This window comes from Kosakonia sp. AG348, from assembly GCF_003337365.1.
GTDB lineage: Bacteria > Pseudomonadota > Gammaproteobacteria > Enterobacterales > Enterobacteriaceae > Kosakonia.
In genome coordinates this window covers 331,442-356,341 of record NZ_QPJR01000005.1, presented here as the reverse complement: position 1 = coordinate 356,341, position 24,900 = coordinate 331,442, and the positions used below count along the sequence as shown (strand labels likewise).

The 24,900-nt window shown below is 55.4% G+C and carries 25 protein-coding genes; 17 read left to right on the top strand and 8 right to left on the bottom strand.

Annotated elements, in window-relative coordinates; all coding sequences use genetic code 11:
- Positions 1-21: 21 nt before the first annotated feature.
- Positions 22-1,212 (bottom strand): NO-inducible flavohemoprotein, encoded by a 1,191-nt coding sequence (gene hmpA, locus DFO56_RS15030; RefSeq protein ID WP_045510475.1) that lies wholly within the window; start codon positions 1,210-1,212, stop codon positions 22-24.
- Between the two features lie 316 nt (positions 1,213-1,528).
- Between hmpA and glyA the strand changes: the two genes are divergently transcribed.
- A complete protein-coding gene (gene glyA / locus DFO56_RS15025) occupies positions 1,529-2,782 on the top strand; it encodes a serine hydroxymethyltransferase (RefSeq protein WP_008502165.1) in 1,254 nt (417 codons plus the stop codon).
- A gap of 47 nt (positions 2,783-2,829) precedes the next feature.
- On the opposite strand, the gene DFO56_RS15020 is transcribed toward glyA, so the two are convergent.
- On the bottom strand, positions 2,830-3,699 hold the full coding sequence (locus DFO56_RS15020; protein ID WP_045510472.1) for a nickel/cobalt efflux protein RcnA: 870 nt from the start codon (positions 3,697-3,699) through the stop codon (positions 2,830-2,832).
- A gap of 143 nt (positions 3,700-3,842) precedes the next feature.
- On the opposite strand from DFO56_RS15020, the gene rcnR reads away from it, so the two are divergent.
- A complete protein-coding gene (gene rcnR, locus DFO56_RS15015; protein ID WP_017459019.1) occupies positions 3,843-4,115 on the top strand; it encodes a Ni(II)/Co(II)-binding transcriptional repressor RcnR in 273 nt (90 codons plus the stop codon).
- A gap of 127 nt (positions 4,116-4,242) precedes the next feature.
- Positions 4,243-5,385 carry a 3-phenylpropionate MFS transporter gene (locus DFO56_RS15010; protein ID WP_045510469.1) on the top strand — a complete coding sequence of 381 codons (1,143 nt, stop codon included), beginning with the start codon at positions 4,243-4,245 and terminating at the stop codon, positions 5,383-5,385.
- Here DFO56_RS15010 and csiE read toward each other — a convergent pair.
- A complete protein-coding gene (gene csiE, locus DFO56_RS15005) occupies positions 5,382-6,659 on the bottom strand; it encodes a stationary phase inducible protein CsiE (protein WP_045510455.1) in 1,278 nt (425 codons plus the stop codon). The two genes, DFO56_RS15010 and csiE, sit on opposite strands and share 4 nt — an antisense overlap.
- Positions 6,660-6,783: 124 nt before the next feature.
- Between csiE and DFO56_RS15000 the strand changes: the two genes are divergently transcribed.
- Complete coding sequence (locus DFO56_RS15000; protein ID WP_045510452.1) at positions 6,784-7,422, top strand: DUF1007 family protein; 639 nt, start codon at positions 6,784-6,786, stop codon at positions 7,420-7,422.
- Positions 7,413-8,393, top strand: coding sequence for a nickel/cobalt transporter (locus DFO56_RS14995; RefSeq protein ID WP_045510449.1), 981 nt, complete (start codon positions 7,413-7,415; stop codon positions 8,391-8,393). The genes DFO56_RS15000 and DFO56_RS14995 overlap by 10 nt, the downstream gene beginning before the upstream one ends.
- Before the next feature lie 42 nt (positions 8,394-8,435).
- Here DFO56_RS14995 and suhB read toward each other — a convergent pair whose 3' ends face one another.
- Positions 8,436-9,239, bottom strand: coding sequence for an inositol-1-monophosphatase (gene suhB / locus DFO56_RS14990; protein ID WP_045510446.1), 804 nt, complete (start codon positions 9,237-9,239; stop codon positions 8,436-8,438).
- Positions 9,240-9,356: 117 nt separating this feature from the next.
- Between suhB and trmJ the strand changes: the two genes are divergently transcribed.
- The 12 genes from trmJ (at position 9,357) to DFO56_RS14930 (ending at position 20,174) form a co-directional block, all read left to right on the top strand.
- Entirely contained in the window at positions 9,357-10,088 is a 732-nt protein-coding gene (gene trmJ, locus DFO56_RS14985; RefSeq protein ID WP_020454729.1) for a tRNA (cytosine(32)/uridine(32)-2'-O)-methyltransferase TrmJ, read from the top strand.
- 188 nt (positions 10,089-10,276) lie between these two features.
- Positions 10,277-10,768 (top strand): Fe-S cluster assembly transcriptional regulator IscR, encoded by a 492-nt coding sequence (iscR, locus tag DFO56_RS14980; protein WP_020454728.1) that lies wholly within the window; start codon positions 10,277-10,279, stop codon positions 10,766-10,768.
- 118 nt (positions 10,769-10,886) lie between these two features.
- On the top strand, positions 10,887-12,101 hold the full coding sequence (gene iscS, locus DFO56_RS14975; RefSeq protein WP_020454727.1) for a cysteine desulfurase: 1,215 nt from the start codon (positions 10,887-10,889) through the stop codon (positions 12,099-12,101).
- Between the two features lie 26 nt (positions 12,102-12,127).
- On the top strand, positions 12,128-12,511 hold the full coding sequence (gene iscU / locus DFO56_RS14970; RefSeq protein WP_017459010.1) for a Fe-S cluster assembly scaffold IscU: 384 nt from the start codon (positions 12,128-12,130) through the stop codon (positions 12,509-12,511).
- A 17-nt stretch (positions 12,512-12,528) separates the two neighbouring features.
- Complete coding sequence (gene iscA / locus DFO56_RS14965) at positions 12,529-12,852, top strand: iron-sulfur cluster assembly protein IscA (protein WP_017459009.1); 324 nt, start codon at positions 12,529-12,531, stop codon at positions 12,850-12,852.
- 73 nt (positions 12,853-12,925) lie between these two features.
- Positions 12,926-13,441 carry a co-chaperone HscB gene (gene hscB, locus DFO56_RS14960; RefSeq protein ID WP_020454726.1) on the top strand — a complete coding sequence of 172 codons (516 nt, stop codon included), beginning with the start codon at positions 12,926-12,928 and terminating at the stop codon, positions 13,439-13,441.
- Positions 13,442-13,458: 17 nt separating this feature from the next.
- Complete coding sequence (gene hscA, locus DFO56_RS14955) at positions 13,459-15,309, top strand: Fe-S protein assembly chaperone HscA (protein ID WP_045510443.1); 1,851 nt, start codon at positions 13,459-13,461, stop codon at positions 15,307-15,309.
- A gap of 1 nt (position 15,310) precedes the next feature.
- Complete coding sequence (gene fdx, locus DFO56_RS14950; protein WP_017459006.1) at positions 15,311-15,646, top strand: ISC system 2Fe-2S type ferredoxin; 336 nt, start codon at positions 15,311-15,313, stop codon at positions 15,644-15,646.
- Between the two features lies 1 nt (position 15,647).
- A complete protein-coding gene (gene iscX / locus DFO56_RS14945) occupies positions 15,648-15,848 on the top strand; it encodes a Fe-S cluster assembly protein IscX (RefSeq protein WP_007370809.1) in 201 nt (66 codons plus the stop codon).
- Between the two features lie 60 nt (positions 15,849-15,908).
- Positions 15,909-17,195, top strand: a complete 1,287-nt coding sequence (gene pepB / locus DFO56_RS14940) for an aminopeptidase PepB (RefSeq protein ID WP_045510439.1) — start codon at positions 15,909-15,911, stop codon at positions 17,193-17,195.
- Between the two features lie 46 nt (positions 17,196-17,241).
- Positions 17,242-18,018: an enhanced serine sensitivity protein SseB gene (sseB, locus tag DFO56_RS14935; protein ID WP_045510436.1), complete on the top strand. Its 777-nt coding sequence runs from the start codon at positions 17,242-17,244 to the stop codon at positions 18,016-18,018.
- 164 nt (positions 18,019-18,182) lie between these two features.
- Positions 18,183-20,174 (top strand): M48 family metallopeptidase, encoded by a 1,992-nt coding sequence (locus DFO56_RS14930; RefSeq protein ID WP_045510433.1) that lies wholly within the window; start codon positions 18,183-18,185, stop codon positions 20,172-20,174.
- A gap of 39 nt (positions 20,175-20,213) precedes the next feature.
- Here DFO56_RS14930 and DFO56_RS14925 read toward each other — a convergent pair whose 3' ends face one another.
- From DFO56_RS14925 to DFO56_RS14910, 4 genes are all read right to left on the bottom strand, one after another.
- Positions 20,214-20,984 carry a MurR/RpiR family transcriptional regulator gene (locus tag DFO56_RS14925; protein ID WP_045510429.1) on the bottom strand — a complete coding sequence of 257 codons (771 nt, stop codon included), beginning with the start codon at positions 20,982-20,984 and terminating at the stop codon, positions 20,214-20,216.
- Complete coding sequence (gene sseA / locus DFO56_RS14920) at positions 20,985-21,827, bottom strand: 3-mercaptopyruvate sulfurtransferase (protein WP_045510426.1); 843 nt, start codon at positions 21,825-21,827, stop codon at positions 20,985-20,987.
- Positions 21,828-21,924: 97 nt separating this feature from the next.
- On the bottom strand, positions 21,925-23,286 hold the full coding sequence (locus DFO56_RS14915) for a 6-phospho-alpha-glucosidase (RefSeq protein WP_020454719.1): 1,362 nt from the start codon (positions 23,284-23,286) through the stop codon (positions 21,925-21,927).
- Positions 23,287-23,298: 12 nt separating this feature from the next.
- The gene (locus DFO56_RS14910; protein WP_045510423.1) at positions 23,299-24,843 is read right to left on the bottom strand and encodes a PTS transporter subunit EIIC; all 1,545 of its coding nucleotides are present in this window, start codon (positions 24,841-24,843) and stop codon (positions 23,299-23,301) included.
- Positions 24,844-24,900 lie beyond the last annotated feature (57 nt).

The following is a 24,900-nucleotide window of genomic DNA, read 5'->3' as shown; positions in this document are numbered from 1 at the left end:
CGCAGGGTGAGGGTGCCTGTTTTACAACACTTTATGCGGGCCAAAGCATTCGTAATGAATGCTCTCTTTGTTCACGCCAAGTGTGACCAGCTGTTGCGCGACAAACTGCATAAAACCGACCGGGCCGCAGAGATAAAACTGCATCGCCGGATCGCTGAACTTTCCTTCCAGCGCGTGCAAATCCATCAACCCTTCACTGTGATAGCGACCGCTGTTCACCTCAGCCGCCGCAGGCTGTTGATACCAGACATGCTGGTAAAAATGGTTCAGCGACGCACCCAGTTTGCTTACTTCATCGGCAAAGGCATGCACCTCGCCATTCATCGCGGCATGGAACCAGTTTACCTGCGCGGCATGTTGCGATTTTGAAAGGCTGTCGAGCATCGCCAGCATCGGTGTTTGACCGACACCCGCGGAGATCAGCGTGACCGGCGTGTTGCTCTGCACATCAATAAAGAAATCCCCGGCAGGCGCTGCAAGATGCACGATATCGCCCACTTTCGCACTGTTATGCAGCCAGTTAGAAACCTGCCCACCCGCTTCGTGTTTTACCGCGATACGGTAGCTTTTGCCGTTGGGCTTGCGGGTCAGTGAATACTGGCGGATCTCCTGATTGGCGAAACCTTCAGGCTTCAGCCAGACACCCAGATATTGCCCCGGCTGATAAGCGGCGACTGGCTGACCGTCGACGGGTTCGAATTCAAAGCTGGTGATAAGTGCGCTCTGCGGTTTTTTCTCTACCAGGCGGAATGGGCGCGTGCCTTGCCAGCCCCCGACTTTTTCAGCGTGTTCGCTGTAGATTTGCGCTTCACGGTTGATAAAGACACCCGCCAGTACGCCGTAGGCTTTTCCCCAGGCGTCTAACACTTCTTGCCCCGGGCTGAACATCTCATCCAGCGTCGCCAGCAGGTGTGTGCCAACAATGTTGTACTGTTCCGGCTGGATCTGGAAGCTGGTGTGCTTCTGGGCGATTTTTTCTACCGCCGGCAGCAGCGCGGCAAGATTATCAATATTGCTGGCGTAAGCGGCAATGGCGTTGAACAGCGCTTCACGCTGATCGCCATTACGCTGGTTGCTCATATTGAAAATCTCTTTCAGTTCCGGATTGTGAGTGAACATCCGGTCGTAAAAATGAGCGGTGAGTTTTGGGCCGGTAGCCGCCAGCAGGGGAAGAGTGGATTTGACCGTAGCGATGGTTTGGGCGTCGAGCATGATTGCTTCCTTTTTTACAGATCATTTAAAGTTGTATTTTAAATGCATCTTATAGCGCGGCGACCTGGCTTGTAAAGAGCGGACAATGTAAAGGGATTTACATCGTGAATAAGTTGCATCACAAACCTGAAAAGAAATCCGCTTTAACAGGGAAGTGTCTTATCGCTCAAACCCTTGTCTGACGCGGAGCCAATCGTTTGCGTAAAAACCTTTGTCAAGACCTGTTATCAGAATATTAATCAGTTATACTGTGGGCCGTTCCCCAAATTTGGGCCCTCATTTAGAGTTGTTTTGTTAGCTGAGTCAGGAGATGCGGATGTTAAAGCGTGAAATGAACATTGCCGATTATGATGCCGAACTGTGGCAGGCTATGGAGCAGGAAAAAGTACGTCAGGAAGAACACATTGAACTGATCGCCTCCGAAAACTACACCAGCCCGCGTGTAATGCAGGCTCAGGGTTCTCAGCTGACGAACAAATACGCCGAAGGTTATCCGGGCAAACGCTACTACGGCGGTTGCGAGTATGTGGATATCGTTGAGCAACTGGCGATTGATCGCGCGAAAGAACTGTTTGGCGCGGATTACGCTAACGTGCAGCCGCACTCCGGCTCGCAGGCGAATTTCGCGGTCTACACCGCGCTGCTGCAACCGGGCGATACCGTTCTGGGTATGAACCTGGCGCAGGGCGGCCACCTGACTCACGGCTCCCCGGTTAACTTCTCTGGCAAACTGTACAACATCATCCCTTACGGTATTGATGAGTCCGGTAAAATTGACTACGAAGACATGGCGAAGCAGGCGAAAGAGCACAAACCGAAGATGATTATCGGTGGTTTCTCTGCTTACTCCGGTATCGTTGACTGGGCGAAAATGCGTGAAATCGCCGATAGCATCGGTGCTTACCTGTTTGTTGATATGGCACACGTTGCGGGTCTGATTGCCGCAGGCGTTTACCCGAACCCGGTTCCGCATGCGCACGTTGTGACCACCACCACCCACAAAACCCTGGCGGGTCCGCGCGGCGGCCTGATCCTGGCGAAAGGCGGTGACGAAGAGCTGTACAAAAAACTGAACTCCGCTGTTTTCCCAAGCGCGCAGGGCGGCCCGCTGATGCACGTTATCGCGGCAAAAGCGGTGGCACTGAAAGAAGCGATGGAGCCAGAGTTTAAAGTTTACCAGCAGCAGGTTGCCAAAAACGCCAAAGCGATGGTGGAAGTGTTCCTGAACCGTGGCTACAAAGTGGTATCCGGCGGGACTGAAAACCACCTGTTCCTGCTGGATCTGGTGGATAAAAACCTGACCGGTAAAGAAGCGGATGCCGCGCTGGGCCGTGCGAACATCACCGTGAACAAAAACAGCGTGCCGAACGATCCGAAGAGCCCGTTTGTCACTTCCGGTATCCGTATCGGTTCTCCGGCTGTGACTCGCCGCGGCTTCAAAGAAGCGGAAGTAAAAGAGCTGGCTGGCTGGATGTGCGACGTGCTGGACAACATCAATGACGAAGCAGTTATCGAGCGCGTCAAAGGTAAAGTCCTGGATATCTGCGCCCGTTTCCCGGTTTACGCCTAAGTTTATTCCGCTTCGAAAAACCCGCTGCGGCGGGTTTTTTTTATGTCTTATTGCAGCGCGCTATAGCCGTGAATGCCCATATAAACGCCGACGAGCGCGATAAGTGCGCTGGAAAAATAGGGGGCCTTACGCGCCAGCGTGTTAAAGCCGGACCAGCGTTTTGCCGCTTGCTGGACGCTGATTGCCGCGCCAACGCCAACCGCAACCAGTGTAAGTGCAAGCCCGATACTGAAAGAGATCACTAATGTTGCGCCCAGCGTGATGGCTTTTAACTGAATACAGATCAGCAAAATGGTGATCGCCGCAGGGCAGGGGATAAGCCCGCCGGTTAAACCGAATAGCAGGATCTGACCGTTAGTCACCTCGCCGCCGGTAAAACGCCGCTCAATATCCCGTGCATGTGCCCGCTCGTGCGCATCCTGGTACTCCTCTTCTTTAGTCACTTTTCGCAGCGACAAGATCGTTGGCTGCGCGGTGACACGAGCTGGTTGTACCGGCTGAAGCACCAGGCTTGGTGCACGGTGCGTGTGGCCGTGGTCATGTTCATGGTGATGATGATGCCCGGCGTGCCACGAACGTTCACCTTGCCAGGTGCGCAGAAACATCCACACCGCCGTACCAAAAATGATCACCGCAGATACCATTTGCAGCCAGGGTTCAACGGCTTGTGCGGTGAACTGGCTGCTGAGATACATACCCCCGAGCGCAATCAGCCACACTACCACCGTGTGGGATAGCGTGGCGGCGAGACCCAGCATCACGGCCTGTTTAACCGTGCCTTTGATGGCGATGATGAATGCCGCCATCATGGTTTTTGAGTGCCCCGGTTCGAGGCCATGCAGCGCGCCGAGCAGGATGGCGCTCGGAATAAAAAACCAGGCGTTCCCTTGCTGAAAAAGCGTGGTGAAGTCATTCATGAGAATAATTCTCGGTAAAAATTTGTGCGCTCAAATCTACTCCCCCCCAGTAGTAAATACTACCCCCCAGTAGAAATAAACTCCCCCCCAGTTGATGCATGGTATGCTAAGGTTCGTTTAAGCACGGTCGATTTGAGGTCTGTATGTCGCACACCATCCGGGACAAGAAAAAGCTAAAAGCGCGGGCGAGCAAAATAGAAGGGCAGGTTGCCGCGCTGAAAAAAATGCTCGATGAGCCTCATGAATGCGCCCAGGTTTTGCAACAAATCGCGGCGATCCGCGGCGCAGTAAACGGGTTAATGCGCGAAGTGATCAAAGGCCATCTGACCGATCATATCGTGCATGAGAACGACGAAATTAAGCGTGAAGCGGATCTGGATGTGGTGCTGAGCGTGCTGGATTCTTATATTCGCTAAGCAACGGCGAGCAACCTGGGGGCAGATATTCGTCTGCAAACGTTGGGTAAGCGCATGTGTTGCCTGATTGTTACTTGCCAGTCCTGCTATTTATCGCCAGACTATCGCCTCCATTCAGGAGGAAATCATGGTCTTGCAGTCCACGCGCTGGCTGGCGCTCGCTTATTTCACCTACTTTTTTAGCTACGGCATCTTTTTACCTTTCTGGAGCGTCTGGCTCAAAGGCGTGGGGCTGACCCCCGAAATCATCGGTATGTTGCTCGGCGCAGGTCTTGTCGCCCGCTTCCTTGGCAGCCTTTTCATCGCCCCGCGCGTGAGCGATCCTTCCCGCTTGATTACGGCCCTGCGCGTGCTGGCGCTGGCAACGTTGCTGTTTGCGCTGGCGTTTTATGCCGGAACGCATGTGGCGTGGCTGGCGGTCATAATCATCGGTTTCAACCTCTTCTTTTCACCGCTGGTGCCGCTCACCGATGCGCTGGCGGGCACCTGGCAAAAACAGTTCCCGATGGATTATGGCCGCGTGCGTCTGTGGGGATCGATTGCTTTTGTGATTGGTTCGGCGCTCACCGGCAAGCTGGTGAGCCTGTTTGATTACCAGGCGATTCTGGCGTTGCTGACGCTGGGCGCGGCATCCATGTTGCTCGGTATGTTGCTGCGTCCTTCCATTTTGCCGCAGGGTGAAAATCGCCAGCAGGAGGGCGCAGGCTGGCAGGCGTGGCGGGTATTGATTGCGCAGAACTGGCGTTTTCTCGCCTGCGTGTCGCTTCTGCAGGGCGCACATGCGGCTTACTACGGCTTCAGCGCCATTTACTGGCAGTCGGCGGGGTACTCTGCTTCAACGGTCGGGTATCTGTGGTCGTTGGGGGTGGTGGCGGAAGTGGTGATTTTCGCGCTCAGTAACCGTCTGTTTCGCCGCTTCAGTGCACGCGATCTGCTGCTGCTTTCCGCCGTTTGCGGGCTGGTGCGCTGGAGCCTGATGGGCTGGACGACCGAGCTTCCGTGGCTGATTATTGCCCAGATCCTGCACTGCGGCACGTTTACCGTTTGCCATCTTGCCGCCATGCGCTATATCTCGGCGCGGCAGGGCAGCGAAGTCATCCGCTTACAAGCGGTCTATTCAGCGGTCGCGATGGGCGGCAGTATTGCGCTGATGACCATGATCGCCGGTTTTCTGTTTGAGCATCTGCATCAGGGGCTGTTTTTTGTCATGGCCGTGCTGGCCATTCCGGCCCTGTTCCTGCGCCCGAACGTCGCCGTGCAGGCCCGCTAGCTTTCCAGCATGTCGCGGATATGCCGCTGTTGTTGCCCGCTCAGCGGACCGTCGGTGTGGATCAGCGGCGGTGAGAACAGCGGCAGCGGCGTAGTGTAAGGCGTGATAATCAATGTCACGTCTTTCGGTGCGCCGGCCTTACGAAATTCCGCCAGTGGCAGATATTTAATACTGAGCGGCAGCAGCGTTAATTCGCGCAGTTGCTGCTCAATCTGCTGCTCGCGGGTACTGTCTTCGCCAGTAATCAACACCACCTGTTTCTCATGCATATCGCTGTCCTGCATCAGCCAGGCGCCGAAAATCACCGCCACCAGCCCCGCCTCTTCATCGCTGAAGCGCAAATCATACTCGTCTTCCAGCTCCTGCAAAGCATCGCGGGTGGTTCGCATCAGACGCGGGTAAAGCTGGTTGATCTCTTCGGGCAGGCTGTTATCAATGCCAATACCAAACAAGCTGCGATCCAGCGCCTGGGCAATGTGAATATAGAGCTGGGCACTTAAACCCTGTTCATCGCTGAAACGCAGCCCCGCCAGAGCGTGAAAGCGGGCAATCATCCGGCGGATGGCTTTTTGCAGACGGCGATCCTGGTGTTGCTGGTCACGCAGCGGATCGGGCGTGCGCACCAGCATAAACAGCAACGACAAAAACAGGTGCTCATTCTGCTGCGGATAGTCGACAACGCGACGCTGCCAGTGGCGCACAATCTCCTGCGCCACCTGATACTCGGCGCGCATTTGCGCCCACTCTTGCTGAACCGGGTTAAATTCCGGGGTATGTCCGTGGTGATGCTGCAGTAAACAATATTGCAAATAGAGACGCAGAAACTGCATATCCCGGCATTCAAAGACGCGCTGCAGGCGGCGCGAACAGAGGTTAATCAACGCCAGCAGGTTTGTATCGTCGTATAACGTTCGGGCAATGCCTTGCTGTTTAAGCGCGGTTTTTAACGCCGGGGTAAACTGTTGCGTGATAAATTGCGGGCACAGCCGCAGCGCACGGCGAAGCCAGTGCAACAGGCATAAACGTTGATCGAGTGGAGCGCCCTCAATCCGAAAGCCGCCGTTAGGATGGGGAACGATAGAGAGCCGGTGGTAGCGCTGAATTTCACTTTCCGTTTCAGCGATATCCCGGCGAGCCATGGCGTCGTCCACTCCATTCATAGCGCTGATATGTTCCATGGTGACGTGTTGCCCCGGCAAGGCGAGCATCAAAAGCACCTGGCAGCGGCGCTGCGGACTGGAGAGCGCAGATGGCGGTGTCATTACAGTTGTCATCTGTCAGGTTCCAGTTGGGGTTTTTGATAAGCGTAGTTAAAGGTATGCTCAGCGATAGCGCAGCGGCAGCTCTTTCATTCAGGATTGCCGGGGAGCATCACAGAATTTTTCTCGTGAGGAATACATGCAAGCAGTTAAACAATGCGCCAGTGGCCTGTTTCTCGCGCTTTTATCGTTTTCAGCGACGGCGCATCCGCACAGTTTTATCCGCATGAAAACGCAAGTGTTGATCGACAACGGGCAGTTCACCGGGCTGAAAATGCGCTGGACGATGGATGAGATCACTTCGGCGGATCTGCTGTATGACGCGGGCAATGCAAAACCTGGCGATGAGATCTGGAAAAAACTGGCGGCGGAAGTGATGGCAAACGTGCTGGGGCAACACTATTTCACCGAAGTCTGGCACAACGGGCAGAAAGTGAAGTTTCTTAACCGACCCACGGAATATGGCATGGAACAGGTCGCGCACCAGGCGGTGCTGACGTTTGTTTTACCGCTCGCCGAACCGCAGGTACTCAGCGGACAGCGGTATACTTTTTCCACTTTCGATCCCACCTATTTTGTCGATATGAGTTACGCAAAAGCGAGCGACGCGACATTGCCTGCCGCCGCACCGCAGGGCTGCAAACTGGCGGTACAAACGCCCAAACCCGGCGAGGAAGTGCTGAATTATGCCCAGTCGCTGGATAAAGCCGATGCGCCGGCAGAAGATATGGAACTCGGTAAACAATTTGCCCAGACGGTGACGCTGACATGTCCGTGATGGTGAGCGCTACGGCGCGAAAACGACGCTTATTGCACTGGTGGCCGCTGGTGCTTTTTATGCTGTGTGCGCTGGCCGCCGCGTTGTGGCTGTGGCAGATCTGGCCGCAGGTGATGGTGAAAAGCGTTATCTGGCAGCGCGATGTGAATATGAAAATGAGCAGCTTACTGAAAGCGGTGGCAGAAAACCCGCGTCAGGCCGGTGGGGCGCTGCTGCTGTTCAGTTTTGTCTATGGCGTACTGCATGCGCTTGGGCCGGGGCACGGCAAAGTGGTGATCACCACCTGGCTTGCCACGCATCCGTCAAAACTGAAACCGGCGATTGGCTTAACGCTGGCCTCTTCTTTGTTGCAGGGGCTGGTGGCCATTGCGCTGGTGGTGGTTGTGCTGAGTATTCTGGCGCTGCCCGCGCGGCAGCTGCATTTGAGCAGTTACTGGCTGGAGAAGGGCAGTTATTTACTGGTAGGTGTGCTGGGAGTGCTTTTGTGCTGGCGAGCGTTGAAAAAGCTGCGTGCGCTTGTACAAGCGCCGAAATTCCGCGCCTTTACGCCGCACCATGTGCATCACGAAGGATGCGGTTGTGGTCATCAGCATTTACCCACGGCCTCGCAGTTGCAGAGCGGTGATGACTGGCGCGCACGGTTAGTGATTATTTTGTCGATGGGGATGCGCCCCTGTTCCGGTGCGATCATGGTGCTGCTGTTCAGTAAAGTGATTGGCGTGTTTAGCTGGGGTGTGGCCTCCGCGCTGGCCATGGCGGTCGGAACGTCGCTGACCATCAGTTCGCTGGCGTTGCTGGTCCATGGTTTTCGCCAACTGGCAGTGAAATTAAGCGGGGATCGTGCGCCGGTATTGTGGCGACAGGTTGGCTGGGCCACGCTGGCACTGGCCGGTGGCGTGTTGTTAATTAGCGCGTCGGTAATAATGTGGGTCAGTGCGTTACCGCCGGGCGGCGGATTACGACCGTTTTGATAGCACCCGGTGGTGGCGAACCACCGCCGGGTACAGCCAGACTTAGCGTTTCAGCGCCTCGCTCAGCTCTTCACGCATATTCGCCAGCATCGCTTTAACTACGCGTGGGTTACCCGCCACGATGTTGCCGGTCATCATATAGTTGTGACCACCGGTGAAATCGCATACCAGACCGCCAGCTTCACGCACCAGCAGTTCACCGGCGGCGAAATCCCACGGTTTCAGCGCGATTTCGAAGAAACCATCCACGCGGCCAGCGGCAACGTAGGCCAGATCCAGCGCAGCGGAACCCGTGCGGCGGAAGTCCGCGCATTCGGTGAACAGTTTGCCGACGATATTGATGTAGGTGGTGGCGTGTTGTTTGGCTTTGAACGGGAAGCCGGTCGCCAGAATGGTGCCATCCAGATCGCGAGCCGTGCTGCCGCGCAGACGGTAGCCGTTCAGCTGTGCGCCCTGACCGCGAGTGGCGGTGAACAGTTCGTTACGCATGGGATCGTAAACCACCGCGACTTCAGTGCGGCCTTTGATTCGTACGGCGATGGATACCGCGAAGTGCGGCAGGCGTTTAACAAAGTTGGTAGTGCCATCCAGCGGATCGATAACCCATTGCACATCCTGGTCAGCGCCTTCGTGCTCACCACTCTCTTCGGTGATGATGGTGTGTTGCGGGTAAGATTTGCGGATTGTTTCGATAATCAGCGCTTCGGCTGCTTTATCAATGTTGGTCACGAAATCATTGCTGCCTTTCTGGCTGGTTTCTACGGTGTCCGGAGTTTCGTAGTTTTTGGCAATTAAATTACCCGCCTTGCGCGCAGCACGCACGGCGATGTTCAGCATCGGATGCATCGGTCTCTCTCACTGGATGTTAAAGAACGGAAAACGGCGCATATCATAGCAGCGAATTCGGATTATGTCTTTGCTTTATGATAATATGCGCGAATATTCTTTAGCCGTTGAAAATCTATGCTGCAAAATATTCGAATCGTACTGGTGGAAACCTCCCACACCGGCAACATGGGCTCTGTTGCTCGTGCAATGAAAACAATGGGTTTAACGAATCTCTGGCTGGTGAACCCGCTCGTAAAACCGGATTCACAGGCTATCGCGCTGGCCGCAGGTGCCAGCGATGTGATTGGCAATGCGCAAATCGTCGACACGCTGGATGAAGCGCTCGCCGGTTGCAGCCTGGTTGTTGGCACCAGCGCGCGTTCCCGCACGCTGCCGTGGCCGATGCTCGATCCGCGTGAATGCGGGCTGAAAAGCGTTGCCGAAGCGCAACACGCGCCCATCGCGCTGGTATTTGGTCGCGAACGCGTTGGCCTCACCAATGATGAGCTGCAAAAGTGCCACTACCACGTGGCGATTGCCGCTAACCCGGAATACAGCTCGCTGAACCTGGCGATGGCGGTGCAGGTTATTGCTTATGAAGTGCGCATGGCCTGGCTGGCAGCGCAAGAGAGCACTGCCCCGGCGGTTGAACATGAAGAGACGCCGTACCCGCTGGTCGATGATCTGGAGCGTTTTTACGGGCATCTGGAGCAAACGCTGCTGGCGACCGGTTTTATTCGTGAAAACCACCCCGGCCAGGTGATGAACAAACTGCGCCGTCTGTTTACCCGCGCGCGCCCGGAAAGTCAGGAGCTTAATATTCTGCGCGGCATCCTGGCGTCGATCGAACAGAAACATAAAGAGTAATACGCGAGGCCGGGAAATGGCCTTTTTCGGCCTAACTCTATGAAAGCACTAAACGACAAATACCTGACTAAAACAGTCAACTAAATAGTTGACCAATTTAGTCGGGAATGTCAGACTTGCGTCTGCTATGCAACATTAACATATTAATAATACACCCCGGGCAGGGGCGAGTTTGAGGCTTGTAAGACATGAGACTGACATCTAAAGGGCGTTATGCCGTGACCGCAATGCTGGACGTTGCACTCAACTCCGAAGCGGGCCCGGTTCCGTTGGCTGATATTTCCGAGCGTCAGGGAATTTCCCTCTCCTACCTGGAGCAGCTGTTCTCCCGTCTGCGTAAAAATGGCTTAGTCGCCAGCGTACGTGGCCCGGGCGGCGGTTACCTGCTGGGTAAAGACGCAAATACCATTGCCGTTGGCGAAGTGATTAGCGCAGTTGACGAATCCGTAGACGCAACCCGCTGCCAGGGTAAAAGCGGCTGCCAGGGTGGTGATAAGTGCCTGACCCATGCGCTGTGGCGCGATCTGAGCGATCGTCTGACCGGTTTCTTAAACAACATCACGCTGGGCGAACTGGTAAACAACCAGGAAATCCTTGATGTGTCCGATCGTCAGCACAGTAACGAATCCCATCGCACCACCCGCGCTCAAGACGCTATCGACGTCAAACTGCGCGCATAATAAAAAACAGAATTCAGAATCGGGCCAGGGCACAAAACAGTGCCCTGTTAACGCGGTCGTACATCCAGCCGGTTGCCTGATTCCTTGCATTAGAGCGATGTACGGAGTTTAAAGAGCAATGAAATTACCGATTTATCTCGATTACTCCGCAACCACGCCGGTGGATCCGCGTGTTGCCGAGAAAATGATGCAGTTTCTGACCCTGGACGGGACCTTTGGTAACCCTGCTTCCCGTTCTCACCGTTTTGGCTGGCAAGCTGAAGAAGCGGTAGATATCGCCCGTAACCAGATTGCAGAACTGGTCGGTGCGGACCCGCGAGAAATCGTCTTCACTTCCGGTGCAACCGAATCCGATAACCTGGCGATTAAAGGTGCAGCCAACTTTTATCAGAAAAAAGGCAAGCACATTATCACCAGCAAAACCGAACACAAAGCCGTGCTGGACACCTGCCGTCAACTGGAGCGCGAAGGCTTCGAAGTGACCTATCTTGCTCCGCAGAGCAACGGCATTATCGACCTGAAAGAGCTGGAAGCGGCGATGCGTGAAGACACCATCCTTGTTTCCATCATGCACGTGAATAACGAAATCGGCGTGGTACAGGATATCGCAGCCATCGGCGAAATGTGCCGTGCGCGCGGCATTATCTACCACGTTGACGCCACCCAGAGCGTGGGCAAACTGCCTATCGACCTGAGCCAGTTGAAAGTGGATCTGATGTCCTTCTCCGGCCATAAAATTTATGGGCCGAAAGGCATCGGTGCGCTCTACGTTCAGCGTAAACCGCGTGTGCGTATCGAAGCGCAGATGCACGGTGGCGGTCATGAGCGCGGTATGCGTTCCGGTACTCTGCCTGTTCACCAAATCGTCGGCATGGGCGAAGCGTACCGCATCGCAAAAGAAGAGATGGCGAGCGAAATGGAACGCCTGCGCGCGCTGCGTAACCGTCTGTGGAACGGCATCAACGACATTGAAGAAGTTTACCTGAACGGCGATCTCGAGCACGGCGCACCAAACATCCTCAACGTCAGCTTTAACTACGTTGAAGGCGAGTCGCTGATCATGGCGCTGAAAGATCTGGCTGTATCCTCCGGCTCTGCCTGCACCTCTGCAAGCCTGGAACCGTCCTACGTGCTGCGCGCACTGGGCATGAATGATGAGCTGGCACACAGCTCGATCCGTTTCTCTTTAGGTCGTTTCACCACCGAAGAAGAAATTGACTACACCATTGCGCTGGTACGTAAATCCATCGGCCGTCTGCGTGAACTCTCTCCGCTGTGGGAAATGTTCAAACAGGGCGTGGATTTGACCACCATCGAATGGGCTCATCATTAATAGTTGCGCAAGCAGGAGAAGAAAAAATGGCTTATAGCGAAAAAGTAATCGATCACTACGAAAACCCGCGCAACGTTGGCTCGTTTGACAACGACGACACGGTTGGTAGCGGCATGGTTGGCGCACCGGCGTGCGGCGACGTGATGAAACTGCAGATCAAAGTTAACGATAAAGGCATTATCGAAGACGCGCGTTTTAAAACTTACGGTTGCGGCTCTGCAATCGCTTCCAGCTCGCTGGTCACCGAATGGGTGAAAGGCAAGTCACTGGACGAAGCGCAGGCGATTAAAAACACCGATATCGCCGAAGAGCTGGAACTGCCGCCGGTGAAAATTCACTGTTCTATCCTGGCGGAAGACGCGATTAAAGCCGCAATTGCGGATTACAAAAGTAAACAAGAAGCGAAATAAGGCGGGAGGTTGTTGTCATGTCCATTAGCCTGAGCGACAGTGCTGCCGCGCGAGTCAATACCTTTCTGGCCAACCGTGGTAAAGGGTTTGGTCTGCGCCTGGGGGTGAGAACCTCCGGCTGTTCTGGTATGGCTTATGTCCTTGAGTTTGTCGATGCGCCGAACGAAGAAGACACGGTGTTTGAAGACAAAGGCGTGAAGGTAGTGGTTGACGGCAAAAGCCTGCAATTCCTCGACGGCACTCAACTGGACTTCGTCAAAGAAGGCCTGAACGAAGGGTTTAAATTCACCAACCCGAACGTTAAAGACGAGTGCGGTTGCGGCGAAAGCTTCAACGTTTAATCGCCACCATCCGATGACCCCACCGCAGCGTTCTGCGCGTGGGGTTTGTTTCGATTGCACACCCGGAATTGTTATGGATTACTTCACCCTCTTTGGGTTGCCGGCCCACTATCCGCTCGATGTTCAGGCGCTGGCGACACGTTTCCAGGATCTGCAACGTCAGTTCCACCCGGATCGCTTCGCAAACCGCCCGCAGGCGGAACAACTGGCTGCCGTCCAGCAATCCGCTACCATTAACCAGGCATGGCAAACGCTGCGCAACCCGCTAACGCGCGCAGAATATTTGCTGTCGCTGCACGGTTTTGATTTAGCCTCCGAACAACACACGGTGCGCGATACCGCCTTCTTAATGGAACAACTTGAGCTGCGTGAAGAGCTGGACGAGATTGAAAAAGCGCAAGACGCGACCCGTCTGGAAGCATTTCAACAGCGTGTGAAAGAAATGTATGACATCCGCCATCGGCAAATGGTGGAGCAATTAGATAGCCAGACGTGGGACGCGGCGGCGGATACCGTGCGTAAACTGCGTTTTCTCGATAAACTGCGCAGCGCAACAGAACAACTCGAAGAAAAACTGCTCGGTTTTTAATTTTTTGGAAGCACATCATGGCCTTATTACAAATTAGTGAGCCCGGTCTGAGCGCCGCGCCGCATCAGCGTCGTCTGGCGGCGGGTATCGACCTCGGCACCACCAATTCATTGGTTGCCACCGTGCGCAGCGGACAGGCGGAAACGCTGGCCGACAGCGCCGGACGTCACCTGCTCCCTTCGGTGGTTAACTACCAGGCCGACAGCCATGTTGTCGGTTACGATGCGCGCGCCAACGCCGCGCAGGACTCCGTAAACACCATCAGCTCGGTGAAACGCCTGATGGGGCGCAGCCTGGCCGACATTCAGGCGCGTTACCCGCACCTGCCGTGGCAGTTCCAGCCGAGCGAAAATGGTCTGCCGATGATTGCCACGCGTGGTGGCCTGGTTAACCCGATTCGCGTCTCTGCGGATATCCTCAAAGCCCTTGCCGCTCGCGCGCAAGAGACGCTTTCCGGCGAGCTGGACGGCGTGGTGATCACTGTTCCTGCCTATTTTGATGATGCACAGCGTCAGGGCACCAAAGATGCGGCGCGTCTGGCGGGCTTGCACGTATTGCGCCTGCTGAACGAACCGACCGCTGCGGCTATCGCCTACGGCCTGGACTCCGGCAAAGAGGGCGTGATTGCGGTTTATGACCTCGGCGGCGGCACCTTTGATATCTCGATTTTGCGCCTGAGCCGTGGCGTTTTCGAAGTGCTGGCGACCGGTGGTGATTCCGCGCTCGGCGGCGACGATTTCGACCATCTGCTGGCGGATTACATTTGCGAACAGGCGGGAATTGCCGATCGCAGCGACGTGCGCCAACAGCGCGAATTGCTGGATGCGGCGATTGCCGCAAAAATCGCCCTCAGCGAGGCCGACAGCGTCACCGTTGAGGTGGCGGGCTGGCAGGGCACCATTGTACGTACCCAGTTTGAAGCGTTGATTTCAACGCTGGTCAAACGCACCTTACTCTCTTGTCGTCGCGCGCTGAAAGATGCGGGTGTCGAAGCGCAAGAAGTGCTGGAAGTGGTCATGGTCGGTGGCTCGACGCGCGTGCCGCTGGTGCGCGAGCGGGTTGGCGAGTTCTTTGGCCGCACGCCGCTGACGTCGATTGACCCGGATAAAGTGGTGGCGATTGGCGCGGCAATCCAGGCCGATATTCTGGTTGGCAACAAGCCGGACAGCGAAATGCTGCTGCTGGATGTCATTCCGCTCTCGCTGGGGCTGGAAACGATGGGCGGCCTGGTAGAAAAAGTGATCCCGCGTAACACCACCATTCCGGTGGCGCGTGCTCAGGAGTTCACCACTTTCAAAGATGGGCAGACAGCGATGTCTATCCATGTGATGCAGGGCGAGCGTGAGCTGGTGGCAGACTGCCGTTCACTGGCGCGTTTTGCACTGCGCGGTATCCCGGCGATGCCGGCGGGCGGGGCGCATATTCGCGTCACCTTCCAGGTCGATGCTGACGGTCTGCTCAGCGTAACCGCGATGGAAAAATCCACCGGCGTGGAAGCCTCCATTCAGGTGAAACCGTCGTACGGTCTGACCGATGGCGAAATCGCCGACATGATCAAAGACTCCATGAGTTTCGCCGAGCAGGACGTGAAAGCGCGCATGCTGGCGGAGCAGAAAGTGGAAGCCGCGCGCGTGCTGGAAAGTCTTGCCAGTGCGCTTGCCGCTGACGCCGCGCTGTTAAGCGCCGCAGAGCGTGCGGAGATCGACGACGCAGTCGCGCAGTTACGCGCGGTTGCCGACGGCGATGACACCGACGCGATAGAACAAGCCATTAAAAATGTAGATAAACAAACCCAGGAATTCGCCGCACGCCGTATGGATCAATCCGTACGTACCGCGCTGAAAGGCCATTCCGTCGACGAGGTTTAATATGCCTAAAATTGTTTTTCTGCCTCATCAGGATCTCTGTCCGGATGGCGCAGTTCTGGAAGCTAAGAGCGGTGAAACCATTCTTGATGTCGCCCTGCGCGGCGGGATTGAGATTGAGCACGCCTGCGAAAAATCCTGCGCCTGCACCACTTGCCACTGTGTGGTACGTGAAGGTTTTGACTCGTTGCCGGAAAGCAGCGAAGAGGAAGACGACATGCTGGATAAAGCGTGGGGTCTGGAGCCGGAAAGCCGCTTAGGCTGCCAGGCGCGTGTTACCGATGAAGATCTGGTGGTTGAAATTCCGCGTTACACCATCAACCACGCGCGGGAGCACTAATATGGGGCTGAAATGGACCGATAGCCGCGAAATCGGCGAGGCGCTGTACGACAGCCGCCCGGACGTAGACCCGAAAACCGTGCGTTTCACCGATATGCACCAGTGGATCTGCGAGCTGGAAGAGTTTGACGATGATCCAAATGCATCGAATGAAAAAATTCTCGAAGCGATTCTGCTAGTCTGGTTAGACGAAGCATCGTAATCATCAAACGGGCTGCCTTCGGGCGGCCCGTTTTCATGAACAGCCATAAGGATAAAAATAATGACAGAAGCTATGAAAATTACGCTGACAACGCAAAGCGCCGACGCGCGCTGGGGTGAAAAAGCCGCTTACAGCATCAATAACGACGGCATCGCACTGCATCTGACCGGGAAAGATGACTTAGGCCTGATCCAACGCGCCGCGCGTAAAATCGACGGCATGGGCATCAAGCATGTTGCCCTGAGCGGTGAAGGCTGGGATGCGGATCGCAGCTGGGCGTTCTGGGCCGGTTATAAAGGGCCAAAAGGCACGCGCAAAGTCGAATGGGCGCAGCTTAACGACGCAGAGCAAAAAGAGCTGGATAGTCGCCTGCTGGTGATCGACTGGGTGCGCGACACCATCAACGCCCCGGCGGAAGAGTTAGGGCCGGAGCAACTGGCGCAGCGCGCGGTCGATCTGCTGCACAAAGTCGGTGGCGATAACGTCTCGTATCGCATCACCAAAGGGGAAGATCTGCGCGAGCAGAATTATCTCGGTCTGCATACGGTTGGCCGTGGTTCCGAGCGCCCGCCGGTACTGCTGGCGCTGGACTTCAACCCGACCGGTAACCCGGACGCGCCGGTTTATGCCGCGCTGGTGGGCAAAGGCATTACCTTCGATTCCGGCGGTTACAGCATTAAGCCGACTTCCTCAATGGATTCCATGAAATCCGATATGGGCGGCGCGGCACTGGTGACCGGTGCGCTGGCGTTTGCCATCCATCGCGGGCTGGATAAACGCATCAAACTGTACCTGTGCTGTGCCGATAACCTGATTAGCGGCAACGCCTTCAAATTGGGCGATATCATCCGTTATCGTAACGGTAAAACCGTCGAAATCATGAATACCGATGCGGAAGGGCGTCTGGTGCTGGCCGATGGCCTGATCGACGCTTCTGCGCAGAAACCAGAGCTGATTATTGATGCGGCAACGCTGACCGGTGCGGCGAAAACCGCGCTGGGCAATGATTATCACGCGCTGTTCAGCTTTGACGATGCGCTTGCCGGACGTTTGCTCAGCAGTGCCAGCGCGGAAAACGAGCCGTTCTGGCGCTTGCCGCTGGCCGAATTCCATCGCAATCAACTGCCGTCTAATTTCGCGGAACTGAACAACACCGCGGGTGGTTCATTCCCGGCAGGGGCGAGCACGGCGGCCGGTTTCCTGTCGCACTTTGTTGAAAACTACCAGCAGGGCTGGCTGCACATCGACTGCTCAGCTACCTATCGTAAAGCGGCGGTTGAGCAGTGGGCCGCAGGGGCAACCGGCCTTGGCGTGCGTACCCTGGCGAATCTGTTAACCGCGAAGTAATCTTTTTTCCTCTCCCGCGAGGGGGAGGAAACTCTCTGGAACCACTATGTCAGAAAGCAAAAACGAATTAGAAACCCTGCTGGAACAGGCCGCGACTGAGCCTGCGTATCGTCCGGCATTTTTCCGCACGCTGCTGGAATCCACGGTTTGGGTGCCAGGCACGGCGGCGGAAGGTGAAGCCATTGTTGAAGACAGCGCGCTCGATTTGCAGCACTGGGAAAAAGATGACGGCTCTTCCGTGATCCCGTTTTTTACCTCGCTCGAAGCGCTGCAACAGGCGGTGGAAGAGGAGCAGGCGTTTGTGGTGATGCCCGCGCGTACGCTGTTTGAAATGACGCTCGGCGAGACGCTGTTCCTCAATGCCAGGTTGCCGACCGGCAAAGAGTTCACGCCGCGAGAAATCAGCCACCTGGTGGGCGAAGAGGGCAGCCCTCTAAGCCAGCAGGAAGTGCTGGAGGGCGGCACGGCGCTGCTGCTTTCCGACGTGGCTGAACCGCCCGCGCAAATGGTGGATTCGCTGACCACGCTGTTTAAAAGCATCAAAACCGTGAAGCGCGCGTTTCTCTGCTCAATCAAAGAGAAAGCTGATGAGCAGCCCAATCTGCTGATTGGTATTGAGGCTGATGGTGATATTGAAGAGATTATTCACGCGGCGGGCAGTGTGGCGACCGATACGCTCCCCGGTGATGAGCCGGTGGATATTTGCCAGGTCGTTGAAGGTGAAAAAGGAATTAGCCATTTTATGATGGCGCATATTACCCCTTTCTACGAACGACGCTGGGGAAGTTTCCTGCGCGACTTTAAGCAAAATCGCATTATTTAATTACCAGGCGGTATGTTATGTACCGCCTTCTATTATTTAAAAAAGTGAATTATTAGCCTTTCATTAATAACGTCGTACGGCTTTCTCTGTAAATTTCATAAATTATGTATTAATCCCATACCTGTGATACGGTTCGTTTTTACGTTTCTTTACGGTTACTTTTTATGGACAAAAAAAGCCTGCTGTACTGCTTCGGCGTACCGTTAATTCTTTTCTTCTACGCCTGCTGGCAGAATATCCGTATTAACGAAGTGGATGTTTATCAGGTCACGCAATATGGTTTTGTCGGTCACAGCGTATTTGCCGATATGTCGCGCCAGATCCTCGCCAAAGCCGGTATGTTGTTTTCCCTGTTGGGCTTGATTGCCAGTACCAGCGCGGTAATTCTCTGTATTTTAAGCGTACGGAAAGCCCGTATATCTGCGGAAAAGCTCATTGCCGCGTTTACCCTTTGTCGCAAGTTACTGCCATTTATTATGGTTGGCGTAATGGCGTCGATTGGTTTCGCGCTGGTCTGCGTACTGTTATATGAAGTGTGCTGGATCTACACGCTCGGCAGGGCGAGCGCCTTTAATATCAAACTGGTGATATTTGTTTTGCTGATCATTGGTTCGCTGGTATTTATGGTGCTGAAAAGCCTGTTCTTACTAAAACGCTGCTTTGCGCTGTTTGAGCCACAAGATATGCAGGTTCATGGTGCAGCTGTTTCTGAAGCCGACGCGCCGGAACTGTGGCGCTGGGTCAGAGAATTAGCCCAGCGCGGGCAGGCTATTGTGCCGGATAATATTGTTGTCGGTTTATTTGAGGGTTTTTACGTCACCGCAAGCCCGGTGCAAATTGAAAATGGCGCGCGTTTAACCGGTAACACGCTCTATTTCCCGCTCAGCTACGCCGCGTTTATGAATAAAGACGAAGTGGCTGCCGTGATTGGTCATGAGCTGGGACATTTTTCCGGTAATGACACCGTCTACACCCTGCATTTTGCCGGGTTGTATGCCGGTATGGAAAACAGTCTCGACTACTTTTATCGCGATGTGGCGAGCAGCGGCTGGCTTGAGCGGCTGGCGCTCAACCCGACTATTCATCTCGGCCTCTGGTTTTACCGTCAGTTCCATGAAACGGTCAATGGCTGGAGCCGCGTACGCGAACTGGCGGCGGACGCTGCGGGCGCGCGTACCAGTTCGCCGCAGGCGCTGGCGGCCTCGCTCCTGCGTTTCTCTGCGCTCAATGAACGCTTTAACGCGCCGATGGAGCTGTTCTTTAATCGCAAACTTGAGACGCACGATCTGGTGCACAGCCTGTTTGCTTCGCTGCGTGAGGGCGGGCGTTTTGATGTTGCCGCCTCGCTTGAGCAGGAACTGGCGCATCCAACAGACAGCCACCCGCCGACGCGCGTGCGTATCGAGCAACTGAATGTGCCGCTGGATGAAACGCTGCTGGCCAGGGCGTCGCGCCCGGCGGATGAGGCGGATTACCAGTGGATGCGCAGTTTATTCCGTGATGCTTCGGCTTTATCAGCCGCGTTAACCGCTGGCATGGCGAGCAATGTGGAAGCACATCATGACGCTTATCAGGCCGAATTAGAGAATCTGGCAGCACACTCCACGGAAAGCGTCGTTGTCTCGCTGCGTAAGAAAAATTTCTGGCTGTTCCTGGTGCTGGCGGTGCTCTGTGTTGCCGGTGCCGGTTTAGTCCTCACGCTGAGCATCCAGTGGAACGCCACCGCCAATCCCTCAATGGAGAAGATAATTTTTGGGCTGGCCGTTGGCGGGCTGATCTTTGGGCTGGGAAGCTGGACGATGTATACGCGCGTGCGCCAGCCGCTGTTCACACTGACGGCACAAGGCATCGAAAGCTATCAGCTCAGCGCGCCGCTGTTGCTGGCGGAGATTGAAAACATTGATATTCGTAGCGTTAATGAGTGGGTATTTATCGATCTCTACTGGCGGGAGGGTTATCAGCCACCTACCTGCACCGTGGGGCGTTTGTTCCGCAATTTTGTTGTTGATCCGAAGAAGCGCAAAGTGGTGATAAGTCTGCCCGGCGGGGTGTTGAAAGGTGCACAGCGGGAAAAAATGCCGATTGAGGAGCTGTATGTCGCGCTTCATGAATACATTCAGGCGGCCTGGGCGCGGCGTGAACTGAGCCATTCGTAATGCGCGCATTTGCTGATGCTTGCCGCATTGCGGCAAGCCTTATTGCGTCGCTTCCAGCAGCAACAGATCCATCAGCAGCACCAGATTCGACTCGAACGAGGTGATCCCGGCGGCTTCAGCGGCAAAATGCACCGCTTCGTCGTACAGCGCGAAATGGATATCCGCCATCTCCGCCAGCGGGTTTACCGACGCGCGGGTAAATGCCACCACCGTCATACCGACCGTGCGCGCAATACGCGCTTTATCCAGCACTTGTTCCGTTTCACCGCTACGGGAGACAGCAATAAACACCTGGTAGCGCGCCGCGTTACTGAGAAAGATATTCCGGCTGTCGCCCGGCCCGGAAATAAACGCCGTCTTGCCCAGCACCTGCAATTTCTTGGTCAGATACTCAGCAAACAGATAGGAAAACCCGGCACCATACAGAAAAAAGCTCTCCTGCTCATGCAGCAGGGCGGCAAAATGCTGCCGTTTTTCCGCGCTCACCCACTGAAACGTGCGCTGATAATTCGCCATAAACTGCGCGAAAGCGGCGGGTAGCTCGGCGGGTTCACTGTGTGGCCCGGTAATGTGCGGCGTGTCTGCCAGCCGCTGTTTGCAGTGCCAGATAAACTCGCTATAGCCACTGAAACCGAGCTTCTGGCACAGGCGAATAATGGTGGCGGTGGAGACAAACATCGCCTGCGCCAGTTCGCGTACCGTGATGTTCCCCACCAGCAACGGGTGTTCCGTCAGATGCGCAAGAACACGATATTCCGCGCGGGTCAGCGACTCCCCGCGCGTCAGCAGTGGTGCCAGTCGGTTGTCCATTTACGCCGTTTCGATGGGTAAATCGTCGCGCGCGCCCCATTCACTCCAGGAGCCGTCATACAGCGTCACGTTACTTGCACCAAGCGTTTCCAGTGCAAGGATCACCACCGATGCCGTCACGCCGGAGCCGCAGCTGGCGATGATCGGTTTGTGCAGATCCACACCCTGACGGCGGAAAATCGCCGCCAGCTCATCGGTAGTTTTCAGTTCACCTTCAACGACTAAATCGACCCACGGTACATTCAGCGCGCCGGGGATATGGCCGCGCTTCAGGCCCGCGCGCGGTTCATCCACTTCGCCATTAAAACGCGGAGCAGGGCGGGCATCGACAATTTGTGCCGTGCCTTCGTGGCTCGCCAGCAGCACGTCGGTCAGTTTTTTCACTACGTGAGGATCGAAATTGGCATTGAAGTCGGACTCCGGTAGCGGCACGTCGCCTTTTTGCAGCGGCAGGGCATCGCGCTGCCAGCCTGCCAGCCCACCGGCCAGAATCGAGACATTTTCCACGCCGTGATTACGTAACATCCACCAGGCGCGCGGGGCAGAGAAGAGATTGCCTTCGTCATACACCACCAGATGTTTATCCTGGCTGATGCCCAGTTCGCGCATCGCCACGGCGAACGCTTCCGGGCGCGTCAGCATATGCGGCAGCGGCGTGGTGTGATCGGAAAGGGCTTCGATATCAAAAAAGACCGCACCGGGAAGGTGCCCGGCGCGGTATTCCGCTCTCATGTCGCGATGCTCCTGACCCACTGGCGCCATCCGCGCATCAATCAGCTGGATTTCGGGATCATCGCTGTGCTCTATCAGCCAGTCGGCCGCGACAAAAAACGAGGTGGACATGGTTGTCTCCGTGTCATCAACAGTAACCTGAATTGTTAACGTTTTTTCATGACCCGACAAGCCGACTTCGCTAACGCCGCGAGCGACCTCGTTATTTTTATGCTGGTTTGCCGTTTTCCCATGCTTTTTGCAGCGCTGGCCAGTAGTCACGGTTGGCTTCAATCATCTCATCAAGAATCGCTTTCGCGTGCTGCATGGTCGGTACGGTGCGGTTGAGGGTAAATGCCTGTAGCGCTTTCTCGTAACTGCCTTCAATAGTGGCTTCTACCAGCAGTTGTTCCGACGCCAGTTGTTGCATCAACAAGGTCTGATGAAACAGCGGCACCGCGCCCATCCGCACTGGCTCCGGCCCTTCACTGGTGATATAAGCCGGGACTTCCACCATCGCATCGTAGGGCAGGTTAGCAATCGCCCCTTTGTTTTCCACAATCACCAGGTGACGCTGGCGCAGGTCAAAAGCCAGCGAACAAGCGACATCGACGATAAACGCGCCGTGTACGCCAACATGGAACGCATCCGGCAGAATGCCGGTGCGCTGATATTCCGCCGCGGCGGCAAACAGTTTTTTCTCGCGCCCGTCCATCACTTCATTGGCTCGGGTGTAATCAGCGTTTTGATGCGCAACGATGTCGTTTGGCATCAGGTAATACTGCAAATAGGGGTTCGGCAAAAATTCCGGGAAGTGATCCATAATCGGCTTGATGTTGCGCCAGGTTTTCACCCACGACGGATCCGAGTGTTGCGGATCGGTTTGCGCGGCATCTTCAGTTAACAGGCCAAAACGGGCGACGTGCTCGCGCAGCTCCGGCAGCCTGTCTTCACCATCGACCCGCACTTTGGTAAACCAGCCAAAGTGATTCAGACCGAAGTAATCCACCTCCAGTTTGTGGCGATCAACGCCGAGGATCGCGCCCATATTGCGCATTGCCGCCACCGGCATATCACAAATATTCAGCACGCGCGCGTCGGGACGCAGACGGCGCACCCCTTCGGCGACAATCGCTGCCGGGTTCGAGTAGTTAACGATCCAGGCGCTTTTATCGGCGTAACGTTCCACCAGATCTATCAGTTCTACCATTGGCAAAATGGTACGCAGCCCGTAAGCCAGCCCGCCAGGGCCGCAGGTTTCCTGACCCACCACGCCGTGGCGCAGCGGGATCTTTTCATCCTGCTCGCGCATTTTGTACTGCCCGACGCGCATCTGCGCGAAGACAAAATGTGCGCCGCGAAACGCCGTTTCCGCATCACTGGTGACGGTAAATTTGATGCTCTGGCTGTGGTCACGGATCACTTTTTCCACCACCGGCGCTATGGTGTTTTGCCGGGTTTCATCGATATCGTAAAGGCGGATTTCCGCCAGCGGAAAATCTTCCAGTCTCACCATCAGGCTTTTGACAATGCCCGGGGTGTAGGTGCTGCCGCCACCGGCGATCGATAAAATAAACGGGGGTTTAATCATTTCTGGACTCCTTTAGAGAAACATCTCAACCGCTTCTCGCATTTTTTTGACATGCAGCCCGTAGACCACCTGAACGTTATTACCTTGTTTAATCACGCCTTTCGCGCCTGTCGCTTTTAGCTGCGGCTCATTAATTACCGCAGTGTCTTTCACCGTGACGCGCAGGCGGGTGTAGCAGTTATCCACCACTTCAATATTGGCGCGCCCGCCCAGCCCTTCGATAATCGCTTCGCCAACCGCGTCGTTATTGCCTTTTGCCTGGTAATCCTGCTTGCTGTAAAGGCGCGTCTCTTCGCTGTCATCCTCACGCCCTGGCGTTTTCATATCGAAGCGCAAAATCAGGAAGCGGAAGATAACGAAGTAGAGGGCGAACATGATGAGCCCGACGAGGATGTACATCGGCCAGTTGGATTTCACGGTGCCGAGCGGCAGGTTGTAGAGAATGAAATCGATAATGCCATTCGCGCCGATGGCGTGAACGCCAAACAGGGAAAACAGCATCATGCCAATGCCGGTCAGTACGGCGTGAACCACAAACAGCAGCGGCGCGACAAACAGGAACGAGAACTCAATCGGTTCGGTCACACCCACCAGCAACGAGGTGAGCGCTGCGGGGATCAAAATGGCTTTTGCTGCGGCTTTGCGTTCCGGTTTCGCGGTGACATACATCGCCAGCGCGGCGGCGGGCAGGCCGAACATTTTACTAATGCCGCGTGCATCCCACACTGCCGTGCTGCTTAATTGTGTAACGCTCGGGCAGGCCATTTCCGCGAAATAGATATTGCGTGCGCCCTGGTAGGTGCTGCCGCAAACATCTGCCGTACCACCTAACTCCGTGTACAGAAACGGTGTGTAAACCAGGTGATGCAGCCCGGTCGGCACCAGAATGCGCTCCAGAAAACCGTACACCGCCACACCAAATGGTCCGGCACCTTTGATCGCCAGCGCCAGCGTGCTGATGCCGTGCTGGGCAAAGGGCCATAACTCACTCATCACCACGCCGAGCACGATGGATACCGGCAGCATAATAATGGCGACAAAACAGTGGCCGGAGTAAATCGCCATCGCGCCGGAAAACTGTACGCCGGAATATTTATCGTACAGATAGCCCGACAGCGCGCCGGTGAGTATGCCGGCGAAAACGCCCATCTCCAGCACCTGCACGCCCAGCACCATGCTTTGCCCGGCGGCTTTCATCTGCGCAGCCGGGGCCAGCGCACCCTGCATCTGCAGAGTGACATTCATGGCGTTGATGAAAACAATAAACGTCACCAGACCAATTAACGCGGCATAGCCTTTATCCCGCGAAGCCAGCCCGACCGGGATGCCGACAGCAAACACCAGTGCCAGGTTAGCCAGCACGGAGACGGCGGATTTGGCAATGAGCTGGCCGACGTTTTGAATAAACGGATGACCAAGAAAAGGTAAATATTCGGCCAGGTTGCCGTTGCCAAAGATATTTCCGAAGGCAATAAACAAACCGACGATGGGCAAAATGAGCACCGGACCAAAGAGGGACTTACCAAAATTTTGTAGGGCATTCACGGCTCTGGACATAATGTTCTCTCTTATTAGAACCGCGCACAAAGGTGCACAGACCGCTTAACGTTAGCA

Coding starts and splice junctions, on each gene's coding strand:
- iscR (WP_020454728.1), top strand. CDS start 10,277: ATGAGACTGACATCTAAAGGGCGTTATGCCGTGACCGCAATGCTGGAC.
- fdx (WP_017459006.1), top strand. CDS start 15,311: ATGCCTAAAATTGTTTTTCTGCCTCATCAGGATCTCTGTCCGGATGGC.
- DFO56_RS15000 (WP_045510452.1), top strand. CDS start 6,784: ATGCAAGCAGTTAAACAATGCGCCAGTGGCCTGTTTCTCGCGCTTTTA.
- DFO56_RS14925 (WP_045510429.1), bottom strand. CDS start 20,984: ATGGACAACCGACTGGCACCACTGCTGACGCGCGGGGAGTCGCTGACC.
- DFO56_RS15010 (WP_045510469.1), top strand. CDS start 4,243: ATGGTCTTGCAGTCCACGCGCTGGCTGGCGCTCGCTTATTTCACCTAC.
- rcnR (WP_017459019.1), top strand. CDS start 3,843: ATGTCGCACACCATCCGGGACAAGAAAAAGCTAAAAGCGCGGGCGAGC.
- sseA (WP_045510426.1), bottom strand. CDS start 21,827: ATGTCCACCTCGTTTTTTGTCGCGGCCGACTGGCTGATAGAGCACAGC.
- iscS (WP_020454727.1), top strand. CDS start 10,887: ATGAAATTACCGATTTATCTCGATTACTCCGCAACCACGCCGGTGGAT.
- trmJ (WP_020454729.1), top strand. CDS start 9,357: ATGCTGCAAAATATTCGAATCGTACTGGTGGAAACCTCCCACACCGGC.
- hscB (WP_020454726.1), top strand. CDS start 12,926: ATGGATTACTTCACCCTCTTTGGGTTGCCGGCCCACTATCCGCTCGAT.
- iscU (WP_017459010.1), top strand. CDS start 12,128: ATGGCTTATAGCGAAAAAGTAATCGATCACTACGAAAACCCGCGCAAC.
- glyA (WP_008502165.1), top strand. CDS start 1,529: ATGTTAAAGCGTGAAATGAACATTGCCGATTATGATGCCGAACTGTGG.
- hmpA (WP_045510475.1), bottom strand. CDS start 1,212: ATGCTCGACGCCCAAACCATCGCTACGGTCAAATCCACTCTTCCCCTG.
- DFO56_RS14910 (WP_045510423.1), bottom strand. CDS start 24,843: ATGTCCAGAGCCGTGAATGCCCTACAAAATTTTGGTAAGTCCCTCTTT.
- DFO56_RS14995 (WP_045510449.1), top strand. CDS start 7,413: ATGTCCGTGATGGTGAGCGCTACGGCGCGAAAACGACGCTTATTGCAC.
- pepB (WP_045510439.1), top strand. CDS start 15,909: ATGACAGAAGCTATGAAAATTACGCTGACAACGCAAAGCGCCGACGCG.
- suhB (WP_045510446.1), bottom strand. CDS start 9,239: ATGCATCCGATGCTGAACATCGCCGTGCGTGCTGCGCGCAAGGCGGGT.
- iscA (WP_017459009.1), top strand. CDS start 12,529: ATGTCCATTAGCCTGAGCGACAGTGCTGCCGCGCGAGTCAATACCTTT.
- DFO56_RS14930 (WP_045510433.1), top strand. CDS start 18,183: ATGGACAAAAAAAGCCTGCTGTACTGCTTCGGCGTACCGTTAATTCTT.
- csiE (WP_045510455.1), bottom strand. CDS start 6,659: ATGACAACTGTAATGACACCGCCATCTGCGCTCTCCAGTCCGCAGCGC.
- DFO56_RS15020 (WP_045510472.1), bottom strand. CDS start 3,699: ATGAATGACTTCACCACGCTTTTTCAGCAAGGGAACGCCTGGTTTTTT.
- sseB (WP_045510436.1), top strand. CDS start 17,242: ATGTCAGAAAGCAAAAACGAATTAGAAACCCTGCTGGAACAGGCCGCG.
- DFO56_RS14915 (WP_020454719.1), bottom strand. CDS start 23,286: ATGATTAAACCCCCGTTTATTTTATCGATCGCCGGTGGCGGCAGCACC.
- hscA (WP_045510443.1), top strand. CDS start 13,459: ATGGCCTTATTACAAATTAGTGAGCCCGGTCTGAGCGCCGCGCCGCAT.
- iscX (WP_007370809.1), top strand. CDS start 15,648: ATGGGGCTGAAATGGACCGATAGCCGCGAAATCGGCGAGGCGCTGTAC.